Here is an 18,209-nt window from a genome sequence, read left to right on the forward strand (position 1 = left end):
GACCATGACTACAGACCTCCGCGTGAGAACCAATCGTTCATCTGCTTCCTCAGCTCCACACGCACCATCCGGCGAATCGCCTCCGGTGACATCCCCGCCGCGTTCACGACCGCCAGACCAATGTGGGGCATCGCCCCTGTACCGCGGCGAGCGCTGGTGCCGTCGCTGGTGGAGAGGATGCCACCGTCGGCCATGGGTGCCGAGCCGGGCATGCGGTGCAGGCCTTCCATGAGGAGAGCCCAGGAGCGGGGCGAGCCGTCGAGGGGTAGGTAGAGCTCGGGGACGTCGGGCCGGTCGCCGACGACTCGCCAGGTGTTGGGCGAGACGGTTTGTGCGATCGGCGCCATGGGTGCGAGTCCGCGGACGCCGCCTTCGGCCATGAGTTCGACGATTGCTCCGTCGTGCTGGTAGCTGAGGGTGCCGTCGCTGTTGAACTTCGGCAGTCCGGTGGGGGTCTCGATCACGGCACCTGGCCTGTAGACGCCCCAGCCTGGTTGCTTCTGTTCGATGTACTCGGCGGTGATGGTCACCTTCTTGTACCCGGGGATGGAGTTGATGCTTCCGCGCAGCCCGTCGATTCGTGCTTTCTGGCTGGTCGCGTTCGATGAGAACGACGTCCGCTTTGATGACGGCGTCTTCTCAATCTGTGCGATGAGTGCCCTGGCGCCTTCTTCGGTCAGCCCCATCTGGACGAGCTGCCCGACGAGCGCCTCGCGGGATGCGTCGTATCGCTCCTCGAGTTCTGCTTGGCTTTCACCGGCGAGACTGGCGACTTCGCGTTCATGTTCCATCGCGCCGATCGCGCCCTCGAGCTGTTCGGTGAGCCGGCTCGATGCTTCGACGGTGCCGTCCTTCGCGATTGTGAAGGCGTCGATGAGCTCGGTGCCGTCCTTCGCGGAGATTCCCACTTGGGAGACGGCGTCGGCCGTTTCGAGCGCCGCGTCGTGGATGTAGCCGGTCGCGATGGCCGGGTCGAAGAACTCGTTGACCTTGTCGCGGGCGGCCTCGAGCGTCGGGATCAGCGTGTCCCGCTGCACGTCCGCCGCCGTCTCGGCCGCTTCTCCGAAGCCGCGCATGTCGTTCGAGATCTGCAGCCATTCGGCGCCCATCTTCGGATTGAGGAGCACGGTGGCGCGGCCCATCATGTCGGCAAGGTCCGCGAGCGGCCCGCCGATGAACTCGCCGATGCCCTCCGTCGCGCCGGCGAGGCTCTCGAGGAAGCCGACGCCGATGTCGAATGCGCCGTTGACGAGGTCGCCGAGGAAGCTCATCAGCGGGCCACGGTTCGTCGATACCCAGTCGGCGAAATCGCCGAGCGGATCGGAGAACGCGTTCGCCAGTGCCCCTTGAATGCCTTCGACCGCGACCTGGATGTTCCGCTTCGCGGCCTCCATCTTCGTGGCGTCGTTGTCCTTGAGCGTGTCGAACATCCGTTGCGCGGCACCCGTCACGCCGTCGAGCTCGTCGACGGCAGTCGACAGGTCCATCGCGAACAGCGCCTCGCCGAGGTCCTCAGCCTGCGTGCCGAAGAGGGCGATTGCGGCCTGGTTGCGGGCGACCGGGTCTTCCATGTCGCGGAGCCCGTCGAGGACCTGTGCGAGCCCGTCGCGGGCGTCGTCGCCGCCGCGAGCGATCTTCGCCGTCATCTCCTCGGCGTTCAGCCCGAGGAGTTCGAACCCCTCGGCCGATGCCTCCGAGGCGTCGGTCGCCCGGATCTGGAACTCCTTCAGGGCGTCCGCTGCCAGGTCGCTGTTGCGGGCACCGGCCTGCATGCCCTGGTTGACGAGCCCGAGCGCTTCCTGCCCGGACAGGCCGAGCTTGTCGAACAGCGCCGGATACTCCGTGAACGTGTCGAGCAGGTCCTCGTTGCGGTTGACGCCCTCGCGGGCGCCGGTCGCGAGGACGTCATACGCCTCGCTGGCGGACTTCACGACGCCCGTGGCGAGCATCGTCGACACGGCCGCCGCGATCGGGCGGACCTCCTCACCGAGCACCTCCGATATGCCCGTGAGTCCCTCGATGGTCTTCTGCGCCTGACGCTGCGTCGCATCCTCGTCGAGGATGTTGAACTGCAACGCCAGCCGCGACGTGTCCATGTTCGCTTCGATCGACTCGCCGAACGTCAGCGAGTACGCCTCCCCCGCGGCAACCGCGAAGCGGCGAGCTGTGGCTTCGTCGATGCCGGTGAGGGCCTTGAGCTGGTCGCGGGTGACTTCCTGCTGCAGTCCGTCGGTGAAGCCCTTGTGGACGGCCGTGCCGACGGCGGCGGCGATGCCGACGACGGCGCCGGCGATCGGGATCGTCTTGAGGGCGGTGAGGATGCCGTCGCCGAGGTTGTCGCCGGCCTCGCTACCGGATTCGGCGGCGTGGTCTTCGATCTCGTCGAGCTTCTCCTCAGCGGGGACCGTGTTCGCGTCGACCGTGATCGTCTCTCGTGACCGCGTGAGCGCGTCGCGCTGCCGGGTCAGCTTGTCGAGGCGGGCCTCGGCGCGCTTGATGTCTGCCGACACGTCGAGCTCTGTCTCCACCGAGCGGAGGTACTCGAGGCGCTGCTCTGTGCGGTCGATGCCCTTCGTGGCGCGGTCGATGTTCGCGTCGATCTGCACGGCCGTGTCGTGGGACACGATGCGCTTCGCGGCCTGCTCGACGCGGTCCATGCCAGCGAGCGCGTCGCTGGTGTCGGCGCCGACCTTCTGCTCGATCGGCTTGCCCTCGACGGTCTTGCCGAGTTGCTTGACGTCGGCCTCGGCCTTCTGGATCCCGGCAGTGTTGGCCGTGAAGAGCACTTCGAGGTCGGCGACGCGCAGCGGCATGGTTCACCTCCGGGTGAGCGCCCTTCTCAGACGCGTGTCGCTGTCGAGCAGGCTGAAGATCATCGTCCGGACGCCCGGCCACGGGCGGCCCCGGACGGCCGGGTCGTACAGGTCGACGCCGTAGTGCAGGGCGAGGTCGGCGACGACGAGCCGCCAGTTCTCGACGAGCGTGAGCAGGGACTCGTCGAGGTCGATCTTGGTCGCACCGGCCGGGGCGGGCGCCGCGGGCGCGGCCGGCCGGACGTCGGCTGGCACCCGATAGTCCGGGTACCAGCCGTCTTCGTCCGGCGTGCCGACGCCGTAGGGCGCCCAGTCCTCGGCCGTTACGAGACTTTTGGGGCCCCGTCACCGCCCGTGCCAGCGTCGTCGTCGCCGGCCGTCTCCGGGGCCCACATGGCGACCGCGAGGCGGTCGGCGTACTCACGGCCGCGAGCCCAGTAGAAGACGGCGTAGTAGCCCATCCGGTCTATCGTCGTCGCGGAGACGCCGTCGGCGACGAGCTGCGCGTAGACAGGTCCGAGCGCGGGATGCTCATCAGGGCCGATCGCGTCGAGCACCGCGGAGACCTCCGCGGGGACCTCTCCCTTGACGATGCCGAGCTGGATCTCGCCGCGCACGGCGGACGCGAGGATCTTGCTCGACGCATCGACGCTGGGCGGCGGCACCATGTAGGTGCGGCCGCCCAGCTCGAGCTCCAGACCCGGCGCGGCCCATTCCTCGAAGGAGACCGCTGACACGTCAGCCTCGCGTGAACGTGTACGGCGCGGACGTGCCGGCCGGGTTCGTCACCGTGATCGGGACCGTGCCCGCCTCGCCGGCACCGAGCTGCGCGATGATCGTCGAGTTGTTCACGATCTGGTAGTCGCTCGGGTCGACCGCGACGGAGTCGATCGACAGCTCCGTCGCTTCGAGGAAGCTGTCGCCCGTGATCGTGATGAGGTCGCCCTCCACGGCCGCCTCGGGTCCGACGTACGACACCTGCGGGGCGGTGGCGTCCCAACCCTGGAACGGGTTCGCGATCGGCGTGAACTCGCCGATGCCCGTGAGGGTGATCGAGAACACCTCCACCTCGGCATTGCCGGTGTTCTGCCGCGACAGTTCGACGCGTGCCGTCGAGCGGCCGGCGTCGTTGGGGTTCGGGGTGCCGTTCTCCGGCTTGTGGTAGAAGCGGACGTCGACGACGGCAGCCTCGCCCTTCGCACGGCTCGCAGCGATGAGCCGCTCCACCTCGGGCAGGTACATACCGGTCAGGAGCGAACGGTTCCCCTGCACGGTGAATGCCGTCGCGAAGCCGCGGCCCGAGACGGCCTCGCTCGGCGAGCCGAGGTCGTCGTACGTGGCGATGTCGCTGGTCGTCGGCGGGAACGTCGGCGCGAATGCACTGATGCGGCGGATGCTCTGCCACTGCGGCGTGCCGGGCGTTCCGAGGTTGATGTCGAGCCCGTACTCGAAGCTCTTGCCGAGCGTCGTATCTGCCGGGAGCGGGACCCTGTTCATGATGCCTCCAGGTTGTCGAGGGTGATGAGGTAGTTGTCGGTCCGCTCGTCGCGACCGTTGGTGTCGGCCCCGAGCGGGGCCATGCTGATTCGAGTGGCCGACAGGATCCTGTCGACCCGGGAGAGCCCGCCGAGTGCCGCGAACGCGGTACTGGCGAGCTGGTCGGCGCCGTCGACCCGGCCGCGCGCTCCGCGGAAGCGGATCTGCACGCGGCGCTGCGACAGGTGCCGGTCGTCTTCGGTGGCGTACACGCGCACGCCGATCGCCCGATCAGGCGCCGCCGCGATCGGCCCGTAGAACAGGCCCACCTCGGCGCTCGTGTATTCGGGCCCGGCCGGCCGCCATTCCCATCCGGGGACACCGGAGAGGTAGATCAGCAGCAGGCGTGTCAGGGTCGTGTCATCCATCGAGCGCGCTCCTCACGCCGCGGGCGATCGCTCCCTCGAGGTCGAAGTCGAGGGCGGCGTTCTCGAGGAACTTCGCCTCTCCCCCGGTCGGGTGCTGGAAGTCGAGGTTCTCGTGCTGGATGGCCGCGACTTTGCCGTTGAAGGAGACCTGCACGGTGAGGTCGTCGACGTTCACGCGGCCCGTCTTGCGGAGCGCGCCGGTGTCCTTGGGTGCACGCGTGCGGGCGTCCTTGAGAACCTCCCGACCGGCCTTCCGCATCTCGTCCTGCACGGCCTCCTCAACCGTCGACAGGATGGGGTTGGGGATCTTCACGAGGGCTCCTCACTCGAGGTAGAGCACGACGAACGATTCGAGCGGGGGTCGCTCGACGTGGCGGCCAACGTGCAGCACCTCGGCCTCCCGCTCGGCGTCCGGCTCGCCGGGCCACACCGTGACGAGAGCGCCCAGACGCACGCCGGCATCGATCCGGACGGTGACGTTGGCATGAGAAACGATCTCGACGCCGTCCCGCGTCTTCACAACGCGCTGTTCGTCCTTCACTTCAGCGTCGAGACGCCGGGGCGGGCCATGCTGCTTACCCATTCCCCCACTGCCGGTGACGTCGCGGACAGTGACCTCGTGAGGCCAGAAGAAGTCCGGCCACTTCATGAGTAGCGTTCTCCTGGCCAGACCCCGACTGCGATGCCATCGATCGGGAATGCTCCGCTCGGCATGCCTGCCGCGACGGTGTCGGCGGCGGCCGTGCAGAGCGATCGGAGCGATCGGATGTCGTCGTCGGAGAAAGCTGACTCGAGGTCGTCGAACGTGATCGCCGTGCCGTTCCGGCTGAGCGACCGCGCCCGCCGAGCGCCCGGGTCGGGCAATTCGGCGTAAACGCCCTTGAGGATCGCTATCGCGTCCTTCTGTCGCTCGTCGGCGAGACTGTCGAGACAGGGGGCGAAGGATCGGGCGCGAACGAGCACTCGACGTGCCGCGTCCTCGTCTGTCCCGATCTGGTCAGGTGTGATGGCCACGATCCTTCGCCTCCTTCTCTGTTACTTCGCCGCTGTGTTCTCGCCGGCGGCCTTCTCGGCGGCGGCCTTCTCGGCGGCGGCCTTCTCAGCGGCGGCCTTCTCGGCAGCCGCCTTCTCAGCGGCGGCCTTCTCGGCGGCGGCCTTCTCAGCGGCGGACGGCCCACGCTTGGTGACCTTCGCGATGAGTCGGCGGCCGGCGAGCGACTTGAGCGTGCTCTCGTCGACGCCGTCGGGAACGATCGCGCCGCGGCGGAGGATCCGTGCGACGCGGTTGCCGGCCGGGTCGCCGACGGCGACCTTCACGACGTTCGCCTTGACCTCGTACTGATCAGCCATGGTCAGGCCCCCGTTCCGGTCATCGTGAGGCCCGCGAGCGGGTTGGTCACGACAGGCACGTGCGGGTTGCGCGCCTGCAGGCGGGTCTTGTCCGACTTCGGCTCACGGATCGGTGCGATCTCGACGCCCGTATCGTTGCCGACAGGTCGGTACTCCGGCGACGGGATGACCTCGCGGGCGATACCGCCAAACCGGCGACGGTCCACGAACTGCGGGTCCGTGAACGAGTCGTCGTCAGCGGGCACCCAGGTGATGCCGGCGAAGGTCGGGAAGTTGCCAGTGCGGGCCGTGTCGTCGCCGTCGGGCAGCACGTCGAGCATCTCGGGGATGGCCTCGGCGTACTGCTCGCCGTTGAGGACCACCGTGTCGATGTCGTAGCCGAGCTTCAGCTTCCGGACGAAGGCCTTGGCCCTCAGCGCGTCCTTCAGGATCTGCTTGCCGTTGGACCATGCGGCACCCGCTGCGAGCGTCTGCGTGATCGACGACTGGATGACGCCGAGGGCGAGCTCGTTCGCGCCGAACACCAGCTCGGTCTGCAGGAGCGTCAGTGCCTCGTCGATGGGCTGACGCAGGCTGCGACCGATCTCCTCGTCGGCGACCTCGGTGGCGAGGCCCTCCTTCGAGGAGGTGTAGATCTCGTACTGCTCGGCGCTCAGAGGTGTGAGCTTGTATTCGGCGCCCGGCGCGACGGTCTCCGACGCACGGACGGTCCGGATCTGCTCGTTCGCGGGCACTGCGATGGCGCCGCCCTGGATCGTGTAGCGGCCCTGCAGCAGGAACAGTCCGATGAACTGTTGCGCCGAGAGAATCTCGCTCATGCGCCGGGCGACGAGCGCCGGCGACTTGATGAAGGCCAGGAGCTCGGCGGCGGTCGCCTTCGACACCTGGCTCGGGGTGAACGGGTACGTGTTCATCAGGTTCTCCTCAGAGCTGGATGATGTGGGCGAGGCCGCCGTCGGAAGCGGCGGTGATGGCGAGGCCATAGGCCGTCTGGCCTTCAACGGCCGTTGCGACCGTGCCGCCGGCTCCGGCAGCGACGCGATCGCCGAGGGCGATCGCACCGGACGCGGTGAGCTCGTGGATCGGCTTGCCAATCTCGACGGTCACCTTGTCGCCCACGGCGGCGTCATGACCGGCGACGCCGACGAGCGTGGTCGACCCGGCCTCCGCCGGAGAGACAGAGCGATCTGCACCTCCGACCTGGACGGTCTGTCCGCCGACGACGTCGGCCGTGACGTCGAATGTCACAGTGTCGCCGGGGCGGAACACGGGAAGGTAGTTGCCCATGGCTCAGTTCTCCTTCGTCTCGCTGGCCGTCGGCCAGACCTTGGCGTACATCTCGGTGTCGTCGTCCGGCGCCTCGTCGACACCGCCCGTGAAGCCCTTCGCCTCAAGCGGGATCGTGCCGGCGGCGAGGCTGTTGAGCACCTCGACGGCGCCCGGGTCAGCTGCGATCTGGTCGATCCAGTTCTTCCGACGCGACGGAGCGATCCGACCTTCGCGGATCGCGGCATCGACGGCGTTCTCGCGCTCGGCCGTTCGCTGTGCTTCGCGTGCCTCACGGCCGGCGATCGCGTCGGCACGGAGCGAGGCGAGCTGTTCCTCGTCGATCATCGTGACGCCTTCCGGCATCGCGACGTCGAGCGTTGATTCGCCGATAGTCGGCGCAGTGGTGAGGCGCTCGTCGAGCGCGGTGAGGGCGGCGTCGTCGTCGATCTCGGCGGACAGGCCGAGTCGCTCGCGAAGCCCCTGGGCGATCTTCTCCGACATAGTGGGAGTTCCTTCCGGGATCGTCGCGACCGGCATCTCCGGTCGCGCGGGTGCCGCGAGCGCCGCACGCAGCGGTGCGATGTCGTCGGCGTTCTCCCGCTGCCGAGTAGCAGCAGGGATGAATGGTGCGGCCGAGTCGGCACGGCCTGCGTGACGCCAGCCGAACGCGCGTGCTGCACGGGCGCTGTCCACGACGTCCTTGGGCTCAGGCTCTGCCTTACTCGGCAGGTTCAGAACGCGATCAACCAGGCCCGCGGCGAGCGCTTCGTCGGCGGTGTACCAGGTCTCTTCCCGCATTGCTGCTCGCCAGTCTTCGAGGGTGCCGCCTGCGCGCGCGGCATAGAGCTCGCCGATCGTGTTAGAGATGCGGTCGAGGCTGTCGGCCTCTTTGCGCAGGTCCGGCGACTGACCCCAGATGCCGCTGGCGGCGTCATGGATCATGATCTCTGCGCCCCTGCCTATGGCGATCTCCTCGGCGGCGAGCATGACGACTGTCCCGGCGGACGCGGCGAGTCCGTCGATGGTGGCCGTGACCCTGGCCGGGTGCCGGACGAGGGCGTTCATGATCGCGATCGCGCCGTAGATCACGCCGCCGGGCGAGTTGATCCGCAGCTGGATCTTGTCGACGTCCAGCTCGGCGATCTCTCGGACGAGGCTGTCGGCGCTGACTTCGTCGTCCCACCAGGCGATGGAGACGATCGGGCCGTAGATGTGGATCTCGGCGGTCCGGTCGTCGCCGTCGGCGAGCGCGGTGCGATACCAGTCCGGGCTGCTGCCGAGCATGCCTCGCGAGATGGCGGTCATGGTTCCTCCGTAGGTGCGTCTTCGTCGGGCGCTGGGGTGGTGAGGTTCGCGCCGGCGCGTTCGACGAGGCCTCGGGCTTCGTCCTTGGTGAGTACGCCCGGCACCTCGAGGTAGACCATCTGGGCTACGCGTGCGGCCGCTGCGGCCACTTCGTCGTCGGAGGTCACGCCGCTGTCTGGGCTGCCGGGCTCCGTCTGCTTCGTCGCCGGGAGGTTCAGCGCCTGGCGGACGAACTTCTCGAGGTCCTCGTCCGGCTTGATGACCCCGGCGTCGACCATCGACTTGATGGCTTCGGCTGCGAAGCCTTCGCCGATCTCGTCGAACACGATCCGCGGTGCCGGCTCTTCGGGGCCGAAGTTCAGGTCGACGAGATCCTCGACGATGTGCCGCGATGCGGTGTCGGCGATCTGCAGGCCGACGGCCTGGACAGACATCGTGAAGAAGCCCTTAAAGGTGTCGCCGAGCGCGTAGGACCCGGTCGAGTTGTCACCTCCGAGGTTCAGGAAGTGCGCGAGTACGGCGCGGGCGATCTGCTCGTCGTAGTAGCGGATCGGCTTCTCGGCGTCCGGCAACGTGCCTTCGACGCCAAGCAGCTTCACCTCTGCTCCGTGCGGCACGGCCGCGCCGGCGCTCTCCCCAGACCGGAAGCCGCGGGCGATCTTCAGCCCCTCCGAGATCTCCTTGGTCCGGCGCTGCTCCCACTGCTCGGGGTCGAGCAGGTTCGCCGGGAGCTCGGATGCCGTGTAGACCGGGACGCCCATGCCGTTGCGGTCGATCGTCTGCGCCTGAACGCGCAGCAGACGGTCCTTCAGGGTCCAGAACTTGTATGCAGGCCGGAACAGCGACTGGCCCAGCCAGTTGCCGCCCTCGCGCTCGTTGACATACACAACGAGGCGATCGACCGGCATCCGGTACGTGCGACCCTCGGTGAGCCCGTAGCCCGACTGCTCGATCGCGATCAGACCACCATCGGGCGCTACCTCGACGCGGGAGATCGTGCGCGGCGGCCGCCATCCCAGCTTCCGAAGCCAAAGCCGGTCGTCGCTGCCCAGTCGGTACACCTGCTCGAACACGGAGTGACCGAACGCGAGCGATAGCAGTGCGTGGTGCAGATGCTCAGCCCAGGAGACGCTCGGGCTCCGGCGACGAGGCGCTTGCTCGTCGTTCCCCTTGACGTTCAGACCCAGGTTGTCGGCGACGAACTGTGCAACCTCGGGGCTCGCTCCGGCCGGGTCGACGTACCATTGCGTGCGTTCGATCGGGAGGGTCACGGCGCGGTACACCGAGATAACCTGAGCATCCTGGCGACGCATCCTGTCGTAGACCTTGATGTTCTCGGGCCAGCGAAGCTCCGGAGTCTCTTCCTCGTCTAGATCCGGCCAGAAACCGTACGACGAGTTCGACGAGTATCCGAGCTCCGTCGTCGCTTCCCGCGGCAGGGCGTCAAGAGCGGCGACAGGTCCAAGATGCCCACGGATCCAGTCGATCAGCTTCGGCATGCCGCCTCCTTCGCTCAGAAGCCGATCGACCCGAGGTCGTCGGTCAGTGTGTCGTAGTGGTCGAACACATCGGTCGCGGTGAGCGCCAAAGGTTCCTGGGGCGGCGGCGTCGCTTCGGGCTCGTAGTTCTTGAGTGCCCACAGCGCCGCGATCCACGCCTTGAGCGCCGCCACGTCGATCGGGCTGTGCACGTGGTCGATCACCCACGCACCGCCCGACAACGTCTTGCGTTCTGCCGTCTGCGCTGCCAGATCGAGCTGCTGCAGCGGTGGGTGCCACACCGTTCGCCGACGGAGTTGCTCGTACGCCTCGTGATGTGCCCCAACGAGATCCATGTCCACGACGTCGAGCCGGAAGCCGCGATCAGCCTTGAGCTTCTTCAGGATCGATGACTCCGGCGCCCCCGCACGCTGGCCCGTGACCGCTTGGATCCGCCCCTTGCGGTCGGGCGAGGAGAGCCACTCTTCGACCCAGTCGGTGCCGTACCGGCCCGCGACCACCTCGACCTGCGCGTCACCATCGGCCCGCCATCCGGCGAGCGCGATGTAGACGAGGGAACCGTTCGTGGACTGGCCGATGCCGGCCATGACGGGGCTGACGATGCGGTCGTCGGGGCTCACGATGATCTCGGAGCCGTCGTCGAGGCGCTGGGTCTTGATCGTCGTGCTCTCCCAGGAGCCGGGTTCGAACGGTCCGGACGTGGCGCCGTCGTTCCACTGGCAGAGCACCTCGGTGCGGAAGATCCACTCGGGGTCGGTCTTGCAGGCGGCGGCGACGGTGCGCCAGGAGATCGTGTAGCCGATCGACGGGTTTGCCTGGCGCCATCCTTCGCGGTCGCGGCGGTCGCGGCCCGGCGTCGCGGACCATTCGAGGAGGCAGAGGGTTTCCTCGTCCTGTTCGAGCTCGTCGACGTCGAGCTCGTCGAGGTCGAGGTCTTCGAGATCCTCGTCGACGTCGCCGTCGGTGCCGTCGTCGAAGGACTTCAGCGAGTCGAGGTCGAACTGCGTGGGACCGAGCTTGTCTTCCTCGGCGGCGGCGTTGATGCCGTCGGGGTCGCCGATCGCCTTGTGGGCGAGGAGGCGGAGGTAGCGCAGCACGCGGCTGGTGACGTCTCCGGCGTTCGACAGCGCGAGGATGAGGGCCTCGGCGCGGGCCATCGTGGTCTTGGTGATCGCGCCCCAGGCGTCCCACGTCTGGTGCTCGCGGAGCTCGTCGAGGAGGACGAGGTTTCCGGAGAGGCCGCGTCCCGCTCGCCGGTTGGCGGCCTTGACCTTGTAGCGGCGGCCGTTGGTGAGGTTGAGGCTCTTCTTGCCGTTGACCTTCACGACCTTGTCGACCATGTCGCGGAGGTCGTCGTTGTCGTCGACGATCTCGACGACCTCTTCCCAGAGCGCTTCGGCGACGTCGAGGTCTTGCGCGGTGCCGAGGATGAGGGGCCAGCCCCACACGCACAGCAGCCAGATCGTGAGGACCTGGGCGAGTGTCGACTTGCCGTTCTGGCGGGCGACGAGGATGACGACGGTGCGGAAGCGGAGGTCGCCGTCGCTGTTGAGCTCGAGCATGCGGATCAGCGCGACCCGCTGCCACGGCAGGAGCTGGATGCCGAGGACTTCGTCGGCGAACTCGATCACGTCGAAGCCGAGCGACGTCTCCGGCGTGAGGTTCGTCAGAGGAGGCGTGCAGATGCGCGGCTCTGCCGAGCCGAACTTCGCTGCCGTCTCCGGCGTCGCCTTGTCGCCGTCGTGAACGACGTCGACGTACTTCTGGCTGCACCCGACGGGCGTCGCCCACGACGTCGGGCCGAGCGGCTTACGCCGAGCTCGCCTGGCGGGCTCGGCGCCGGGCCGCGGCTTCCTCGAACTTGGAGACCTTGCCGCCATTGCTCGCCTTCTTCGTCGCCTCCGGCGGGAGCGACGCCGGCGTGATCTGCAGCTCGGCACACCCCTTCACGTAGGACGGGATGAGCACGTAGGCCGCCTTCTGCAACTCCTCGATCCCACCGCGCTGCGCTTCGTCGATCAGCCAGGCCTGTGTCGCCACCGCGAGGCACGCGCCCTCGAACTCGGGCTTCTCGTCGAGGCCCGCTGCCTTGATCGAACGCTTAGTCGCGTCGTACACCGGACCCCGCTTGCGGTCCGCCGACGCGGGCCGGTTCACGAGCGGCGACCATTCCTTCAGCTGTGCGCTCAGCTGCCGCTCTGCGGCGAGCGCCGGGTGCACGATCGCGCCACGCTTCTCGCCGCCATCAACGACGAGGCCTTCGTCGGCGACGGTCTTGGCGGCTTCGCGCCAACGCACGACGAGGTTGCAGTAGGACTCGAGCAGTGCCGGGGACACGCTCGGTGCGATGCGGCCGCGCTCGACGGTCTCAATCCACACCCCGGCGACGTCGTCAGGCAGGTGTTCCGGCAGCGGGTAGGCCTGCTTCGCGGGGGTCTTCCGCTTCGCGGTCACGGAGCCTCCCGACGGTGATGTGGGGCGCGGACGCTCGCCCAATGGTCATGGTTCCGGCTCGGATCCGGCCGAGGCGTGGGCGGGTCAGGTCTTCGACTTCGCGCTCGAGCATCAGCGGACGGATGCGAGCGACGAGGTCGGAGAGCGTTCGGCGAGCGCCGGGCCAGTCGATCAGTTCGGCGACCTGCGGCACCGTCAGGCGCGGATGGTCGGCGAGCACGTCGCGCACGGCGGGCTCGTACTCCTCGGCCATCGAGGGGCGGCGGTACGTGTCGGCGGCGTCGGGGTCGAGGGCGCGACGGATGGTGTTGCGGCCGGCGCCGAGCTCACGAGCTGTGCCGCGGATCGTGCCGGCGACGTCGAACATGCGCCGGATCTGCTCGCGGTCGCGCATCGTGCCTCCCGGACGGGCGTTCGAACCTGGGTCCGTTTTCACCGCCCGCGCATCCGCCGGAGAGGTACCCGGTCGCGCGCTCGGGGGGAGAGGGCGAGCCCCGCCCGCCCTGTCCCCCTCCCGCGGGCTCTGGATTTTTCTTCGACGCGAGTGACGGTCACCAGTCGGTCGATGTCGCGCCGAGCGTCGGTGTCGGCTCGGCGAGGGCCGGCCACCCGGGGAAGTCGGGCACCTGGTCGCGTCGGTCGAAGCTCGCGAACCATCGGTCGATGCCGCGGAGGGTGCCGGCGACGCCGGGCCGGTCGCGGTGTCGGACTCGGCGCTTGAGCTCGTCGCGATCGGCGAGCAGCAGGAAGGTGTGGGTCGCGGCCGCGAGCTCGGCCGCTGTCCGTCGTGCGTTCGATGTCGCGCCGGAGCGGATGATCACGGCACGAGCGCCCGGCAAGACGGCCAGAGCACGGAGAGCATCGCGGAACTGCTTCTCGGATGTCCACTGGTCGTCGTCGCGATCGAACACCGGCAGGCCAGAGGCGCGGGCGGCGGTCGTCTTGCCGGCGCCTGGCGGCCCGCACAGGATGACGACCTGGCGCATCACCACTCCTGCGACGTTGCGCCGAGGATGCCGGCCGTTCCGTCGGGACCGTCGGCGTAGTTGCAACTGGCATGCGCCGGCGCCCAGTTCGACGGGTCCCAGGTCAGTTCAGGGAATCGCTTCCGTGACTTCACGTGCTGCACGGTGCACGCGTCAGGGTGCGGCTTCTCGAGCGAGTAGTCGACCTTCTGCCGGCAGATGCAGCACGGCGTGCGGTTGCGGCGGCCGGCGGTCTTCACCCGGCGGAGCGCGTCTTGGGCTCGACGCCCGCTCCACGCGGGGATGCTCGCCCCGTTGTCCATCGCTCCCCCAGCCGATGCGTGCCGGCCCCGGCGGTCCTGTCATCCCGCCGAGGCCGGCCCGGTCCGATTCCCCAATCGATGGAGCCAACGCGAAAGCCCGGCTCCCTCAGGGGCCGGGCTCTCACAGTTTGCGCTCATCCTTATCTTGGGGTGTGAAGACGGGGCCAACGCAAGCGCGTCTCGCTACGGCGTGTCGCGCACTCGGTTGCGTAGACGCTGCGCGTGCACGGGGTTCGCGCGTAGGTGGATCCGCTTGTGCTTCATCAGTTCCTCCTCGTGCACGACGCGGTGCCCCTTGTCGTTCAGCGTCGTGACCATCCCGGCTGCTCGCCAGTTGTGGAGCGACCGCACCGAGCGGCCCGCGACCTTGGCCGCCTGCCGGAACGTGAGCATCCGCGGCGCACCCACGGTCACGCCGCCTTACTCAGTTCGACGTAGCCCTGCCCGCACGCCGTGCAGCGCCCGACTCCGTGCGCCTTCGTGCGCGAGACAAGCTCGGCCCACTCGACCACGACCGCGACCTCGCCACAGGTGCGGCACTGCCGACGCAGCGGCCGGGATCGCTGCACCCTGTCGACGAGGTAGCGCGATCGGAGCTTGCGGACGAGAACGCACAGCCGCTCGGCCTCGACCCGAAGGTCATCCCGTCCCGAGATCAGATCCGCACGGCGACCGATCCACTGCGTCACGTCGGAGGCCTCGTCGTACGCGGTCGCCTCGTCGAGTGAGACGTGCACGCCGGCGACGAGATGGCCACGGAAGATCGAGGTCATACCCGGCATCGCCGACACGGCGATCACGCCGGCGTGCTCGTCCCACTCCCCCAGTTCCTCGAACCATCCTTCGACGGTCGCTCCGAAGCGGGCCAGCTCTCGCCACAGGTCGTCAGCGTCGTCGATCGCTTCGACGTTCAGAGGCGCCGGCGACCCGTCAGCGCCCGAGCCGGACACGACCTCGCGGTCATATCGAGCAGCCCTCAACGGAACACGAAGGGCGAGGATCGCGCCCATCAGCGTCGGGATCTCCCCCAGGTGCCAGCGCAGGCGCTCGGCCCAGGTCGACCACGACGGGTCCATCGACATCAGGTCATTCGGCACAGCAGCCTCCGCTCTCGTCGCATGGTCAGAAGGGAATCTCGTCGTCCGGGAGATAGCCCGGCAGGTTCGGGTCGTCGAGCGCGTCGGCAGGACGGAACCGGGGCCGGCGCCCTCCACGGGCCGACGCGGACGGGGCCGAGCGCGGCGAAGGCGTCGGCCGTGGGACGACTGGTGGGTCGTCGTCGGGATCGATGCCGTGCGTGACCTCGAAGTGCCAGGTGGTCCATTCCATCCGTGCATCCCGACACTCGACGCAGGACTCCCCACCGCTGCCGTTCGTCGGAGCATGCTCGGGGCAGAACCGAGGCGGAGGCTTCCGGTACGACGAGCGGCGCGGCGGCACGGCCCTCGCGCCCTCGCTCGCTCTCTGCTCTCCCTCTCTCCCTACCGTCGCTATGTGTTCGCTGTGAGCAGGCTGTGCAGGCTCGGCGGCCGGCGTGACCGCGGCCGCGACGTCGAGCGAGACGAGGTACCGCTCGCGCCCGTCCGTGCCCACCAGCGTCGACAAGAATCCGACCTCCTCGAGCGCCAGAACGTCCAGCGTCAGGCTGTCGATCGTCACTGTCTCGTCGAACGGGAACACGCGCTGCTTGATCTGCGGCAGACTCAGCCGCGTCGGCTCGCTCGGGTGCGCCCGCATCGTCAGCACGACCGCCAAGAGCCGCGCCGAGATCGGCAGCAGGCTCATCTCCTCGGCCGTCAGCGAGGCGAGCGAGGGTTGCAGGTGAGGGCCCGTATTCATACCGGGTGACTCCTTCGTGGGCGATCATGTCGATGGCGATGTCGAGCGCTTGGGGCGCGACCGTGAAGCACTCCGTCCAGCCCTTCCCTTCGTGAGGGAGTACCGCGGACGCGTCAGCTCGCGAACGGAATGCCGGGTCGAACCACTCGTGCAGCACTGCGAGGGCCCCGGCCTCCCAGGACGCCGGCACCCCCTCCCAGAACCACGCGATGAATGCGCCCGCCGCCTCGTGCTCGTTCAAGCGTCGTTCCCGCCAGGCACGGCCAACCTTGAGCACCATCGCCTCCGGGTAATAGACGACGTAGAATTTCGCCAGCTCCGGGATGTGAACCTTCCCCGTCGTCGGATCAATCCGTCGACCACGGGCGGTACGCGGCCAACCGCGGCGAGCGCGATCAGGCATTGCTTTCCCTCTCAGACACGGAGTTTCCATCCACGTCGCGCCAAGCAATGACACCAGCCGGTGGATGCCAGTGGCCGTCCTCGCCGTACGACTCGCACAGTGCGCGCAAGTCGCCGCGAGCTACCAGTGCATAAGCCGCATCGCCGGGGATGTCGGCGAGGTCGAATCCCTCGACGACCGTAATCTCGCCAGTGCCCCACCCTAGGTAGGGAGGGCATCCCCACACGGCCGACGTTCCCGCGTCGTCTGCGCGGTCCAGGCGGTGCCGAGACGCATCCGGATCCTCACGCCAGATTTCTTCCCGCGTGCCCCAGACGACCGGGGCATCCACGATGGTCGAGTACGTGACGTAGAATTCCTCGTCGGGCTTCGGCTTGATGATGAACCTAGGCATTGCTCTCCCTCTCGTTGGTCTCCCTTGTGTCAGCGAGGAATCGCCTGATCCGCTCGCGACGCTCCTCAGGTGTGAGCACCGGGTAACGGACGGCCCCGGGCTGCCCCGGACCGTTGCTACCCGTGCACGGGTTGCCGTGGTGCTCGGCGTGCGGGCACCGCTTGTTCCCGCACGACTCGCACAGGACCATGAACTGGACCGTGTTGTGAGGGAACGGCTTGTCCTCGATCTCACGGGAGATGCACTGGTAGCAGCCGCACCGCTTCTCTGGCGCGGGACTGTAGGCCTCCCCGTGTGCGAACGCGAGGTACTGGCGATCGATCCAGTCGCCACGCAGCTCGGCGTACTCGATCACGTCGGCCAGGCGCTCGTGTGATTCGGCGCCCCAGCCGCACGCCTCGCTGATGTTCTCTTCCCCGCGTCTCGCGCAAACGTCGGCCAGCATCCGGAGCCTGCGCGCTTCCGCCCTCAGCTCGTCAGGACTGAGCATCGTGATCGCCCGTCCCGGTGGCCTCGCCGTATGGCACTGCGGAGTGGAGGAGGCTCGGCTGGATGAGTGCTCGCGCCGTACCGCTGCCGTTGGTGATGATGAGCGGCTTGGCCTTGGTCGCCCCCTTGCGCGGGATGGTGAAACGCATCGGCGCAAACGAGTCCGTGTTGAGCCACTTCGTCGCGGCTATCAGCTTGGTGTCGAGGCTGATGTCTCGGAGGACGTCGCCGTCGCCGTCGACGTCGTCCGCCACGTTTGCGAAGAGCGTGGTCAGCTTGTCGAAGAACCCCGGGGTCGTGAGACGGACCTGGGCGACTTCGTACGTGAGTCGGTCGGCATCGGGGTCGTTCCCGTCCGCGAGGATCTCGAACGTGATCGTTCCGCATGCGGAGCGCGGAATGCGCCCCGTGTGGCCCTTCGGGAGCGGTTCGGGGTCCGTCCAGGACAGTACGACCACCTGCTCGCGGTAGAGCGCGGCAGGCGTGTGCCACGACCGCAGGAGCCGCTTGGCGTGCTGCACGTCGACCAGGAACTGGCCCGTCGTTTCGGCGTCGTCGATCGTGACGTACAGCTGGTGGACGCGGTACCGGTCGGTCGCAGTCGCCGTTACGCGGCCGCCAGCCACCGTCACGTGCACGGCACGCAGCATCGGAGTGACGTCGTCGGTCGATGCTGCGGCGAGTGCGCCTCGGATCAGCCATTCGGCTTCGTGGCGGGGCAGGCGGATCGAGCCTGTAGCGCTGGGTGTGTCGGTGGTCATCGGTCTACTCCTCTGCTGGCCATGTGGTCGTCGATCAGGTCGCGCACTCGTTGCACGTCTCGTGTGTTGTTCTCGTCGAGCTCGGCGTCCGGGGTCGGCGAGATTCCCTCTTCGATCGCCGTGATCAGCGTCTCTGCGGTGGAAAGCTCGGCTTCGAGGCGGGCTGCGAGCGCTCGGGCTCGGTCGCGTTCGAGGTAGACCGTCATGTACGCCCACTCGGGACGGGCCTGCGCGGCGCGGAGACGGTCGGCTTCTTCGAGGGCCTTGGCCCATCCGATGGCGGCACGGTCTTTCGTCTGTTGCAGGCGCTCGATCTGGTCCGCAGCCGATCGGAGGAGCGTCGCGGCCTGCAGCAGCTCTCCTTCGAGGTCGTCTCGGGTTTCCTCGGTTGCCGCCGCGGCAGTTCGCAGGTGCTCAACGAGGCTGTCGGTCGTCATCGTG

General features: G+C 68.2%; 25 protein-coding genes. All 25 read right to left on the reverse strand.

All coding sequences use genetic code 11. The features are described from left to right. Window positions 1-8: 8 nt before the first annotated feature. On the reverse strand, window positions 9-2,813 hold the full coding sequence (locus C0010_RS11000; protein WP_105567125.1) for a phage tail tape measure protein: 2,805 nt from the start codon (window positions 2,811-2,813) through the stop codon (window positions 9-11). A 3-nt stretch (window positions 2,814-2,816) separates the two neighbouring features. Continuing rightward, complete coding sequence (locus C0010_RS11005; RefSeq protein WP_105567126.1) at window positions 2,817-3,068, reverse strand: hypothetical protein; 252 nt, start codon at window positions 3,066-3,068, stop codon at window positions 2,817-2,819. Between the two features lie 68 nt (window positions 3,069-3,136). Then, the gene (locus tag C0010_RS11010) at window positions 3,137-3,550 is read right to left on the reverse strand and encodes a DUF7426 family protein (protein WP_105567127.1); all 414 of its coding nucleotides are present in this window, start codon (window positions 3,548-3,550) and stop codon (window positions 3,137-3,139) included. Between the two features lies 1 nt (window position 3,551). Further along, entirely contained in the window at window positions 3,552-4,310 is a 759-nt protein-coding gene (locus C0010_RS11015; RefSeq protein ID WP_105567128.1) for a phage tail tube protein, read from the reverse strand. Continuing rightward, window positions 4,307-4,717 (reverse strand): minor capsid protein, encoded by a 411-nt coding sequence (locus tag C0010_RS11020; RefSeq protein WP_105567129.1) that lies wholly within the window; start codon window positions 4,715-4,717, stop codon window positions 4,307-4,309. Before C0010_RS11020 ends, C0010_RS11015 begins: the two co-directional genes overlap by 4 nt. Beyond that, window positions 4,710-5,030, reverse strand: coding sequence for an HK97 gp10 family phage protein (locus C0010_RS11025; RefSeq protein WP_105567130.1), 321 nt, complete (start codon window positions 5,028-5,030; stop codon window positions 4,710-4,712). The genes C0010_RS11020 and C0010_RS11025 overlap by 8 nt, the downstream gene beginning before the upstream one ends. 9 nt (window positions 5,031-5,039) lie before the next feature. Next, window positions 5,040-5,366 (reverse strand): hypothetical protein, encoded by a 327-nt coding sequence (locus C0010_RS15005; RefSeq protein WP_158685474.1) that lies wholly within the window; start codon window positions 5,364-5,366, stop codon window positions 5,040-5,042. After that, window positions 5,363-5,731 carry a hypothetical protein gene (locus C0010_RS11035; RefSeq protein ID WP_105567132.1) on the reverse strand — a complete coding sequence of 123 codons (369 nt, stop codon included), beginning with the start codon at window positions 5,729-5,731 and terminating at the stop codon, window positions 5,363-5,365. Before C0010_RS11035 ends, C0010_RS15005 begins: the two co-directional genes overlap by 4 nt. Window positions 5,732-5,752: 21 nt before the next feature. Further along, the gene (locus C0010_RS15160) at window positions 5,753-6,067 is read right to left on the reverse strand and encodes a hypothetical protein (protein WP_198410831.1); all 315 of its coding nucleotides are present in this window, start codon (window positions 6,065-6,067) and stop codon (window positions 5,753-5,755) included. Window positions 6,068-6,069: 2 nt separating this feature from the next. Further along, the gene (locus C0010_RS11045; protein ID WP_105567133.1) at window positions 6,070-6,981 is read right to left on the reverse strand and encodes a phage major capsid protein; all 912 of its coding nucleotides are present in this window, start codon (window positions 6,979-6,981) and stop codon (window positions 6,070-6,072) included. 10 nt (window positions 6,982-6,991) lie between these two features. After that, window positions 6,992-7,354, reverse strand: coding sequence for a capsid cement protein (locus C0010_RS11050; RefSeq protein WP_105567134.1), 363 nt, complete (start codon window positions 7,352-7,354; stop codon window positions 6,992-6,994). Between the two features lie 3 nt (window positions 7,355-7,357). Beyond that, window positions 7,358-8,641 carry a head maturation protease, ClpP-related gene (locus C0010_RS11055; RefSeq protein WP_105567135.1) on the reverse strand — a complete coding sequence of 428 codons (1,284 nt, stop codon included), beginning with the start codon at window positions 8,639-8,641 and terminating at the stop codon, window positions 7,358-7,360. Then, window positions 8,638-10,140, reverse strand: a complete 1,503-nt coding sequence (locus C0010_RS11060) for a phage portal protein family protein (RefSeq protein ID WP_105567136.1) — start codon at window positions 10,138-10,140, stop codon at window positions 8,638-8,640. Before C0010_RS11060 ends, C0010_RS11055 begins: the two co-directional genes overlap by 4 nt. A 14-nt stretch (window positions 10,141-10,154) precedes the next feature. Then, on the reverse strand, window positions 10,155-12,020 hold the full coding sequence (locus tag C0010_RS11065; protein WP_105567137.1) for a hypothetical protein: 1,866 nt from the start codon (window positions 12,018-12,020) through the stop codon (window positions 10,155-10,157). Next, a complete protein-coding gene (locus C0010_RS11070; protein ID WP_105567138.1) occupies window positions 11,950-12,594 on the reverse strand; it encodes a P27 family phage terminase small subunit in 645 nt (214 codons plus the stop codon). Before C0010_RS11070 ends, C0010_RS11065 begins: the two co-directional genes overlap by 71 nt. Beyond that, window positions 12,533-13,030, reverse strand: a complete 498-nt coding sequence (locus tag C0010_RS11075) for a hypothetical protein (RefSeq protein ID WP_232531918.1) — start codon at window positions 13,028-13,030, stop codon at window positions 12,533-12,535. The genes C0010_RS11070 and C0010_RS11075 overlap by 62 nt, the downstream gene beginning before the upstream one ends. 115 nt (window positions 13,031-13,145) lie before the next feature. Further along, the gene (locus tag C0010_RS11080) at window positions 13,146-13,580 is read right to left on the reverse strand and encodes an ATP-binding protein (RefSeq protein ID WP_105567140.1); all 435 of its coding nucleotides are present in this window, start codon (window positions 13,578-13,580) and stop codon (window positions 13,146-13,148) included. Continuing rightward, on the reverse strand, window positions 13,580-13,819 hold the full coding sequence (locus C0010_RS11085; RefSeq protein WP_105567141.1) for an HNH endonuclease: 240 nt from the start codon (window positions 13,817-13,819) through the stop codon (window positions 13,580-13,582). Before C0010_RS11085 ends, C0010_RS11080 begins: the two co-directional genes overlap by 1 nt. Window positions 13,820-14,065: 246 nt before the next feature. Then, window positions 14,066-14,290 (reverse strand): hypothetical protein, encoded by a 225-nt coding sequence (locus tag C0010_RS11090; RefSeq protein WP_105567142.1) that lies wholly within the window; start codon window positions 14,288-14,290, stop codon window positions 14,066-14,068. 2 nt (window positions 14,291-14,292) lie between these two features. Continuing rightward, a complete protein-coding gene (locus C0010_RS11095; protein ID WP_105567143.1) occupies window positions 14,293-14,979 on the reverse strand; it encodes a hypothetical protein in 687 nt (228 codons plus the stop codon). A gap of 25 nt (window positions 14,980-15,004) precedes the next feature. Beyond that, window positions 15,005-15,721 (reverse strand): hypothetical protein, encoded by a 717-nt coding sequence (locus tag C0010_RS11100; protein WP_105567144.1) that lies wholly within the window; start codon window positions 15,719-15,721, stop codon window positions 15,005-15,007. A gap of 395 nt (window positions 15,722-16,116) precedes the next feature. After that, window positions 16,117-16,518 (reverse strand): hypothetical protein, encoded by a 402-nt coding sequence (locus C0010_RS11105; RefSeq protein WP_105567145.1) that lies wholly within the window; start codon window positions 16,516-16,518, stop codon window positions 16,117-16,119. After that, window positions 16,511-17,008 carry a hypothetical protein gene (locus C0010_RS11110; protein ID WP_105567146.1) on the reverse strand — a complete coding sequence of 166 codons (498 nt, stop codon included), beginning with the start codon at window positions 17,006-17,008 and terminating at the stop codon, window positions 16,511-16,513. The genes C0010_RS11105 and C0010_RS11110 overlap by 8 nt, the downstream gene beginning before the upstream one ends. After that, the gene (locus C0010_RS11115; RefSeq protein ID WP_158685476.1) at window positions 16,995-17,768 is read right to left on the reverse strand and encodes a hypothetical protein; all 774 of its coding nucleotides are present in this window, start codon (window positions 17,766-17,768) and stop codon (window positions 16,995-16,997) included. Before C0010_RS11115 ends, C0010_RS11110 begins: the two co-directional genes overlap by 14 nt. Next, on the reverse strand, window positions 17,765-18,205 hold the full coding sequence (locus tag C0010_RS15010) for a hypothetical protein (RefSeq protein ID WP_158685478.1): 441 nt from the start codon (window positions 18,203-18,205) through the stop codon (window positions 17,765-17,767). The genes C0010_RS11115 and C0010_RS15010 overlap by 4 nt, the downstream gene beginning before the upstream one ends. Window positions 18,206-18,209: the final 4 nt, after the last annotated feature.

The organism is Microbacterium halophytorum (assembly GCF_002970975.1).
Classification (GTDB): Bacteria; Actinomycetota; Actinomycetes; order Actinomycetales; family Microbacteriaceae; genus Microbacterium; species Microbacterium halophytorum.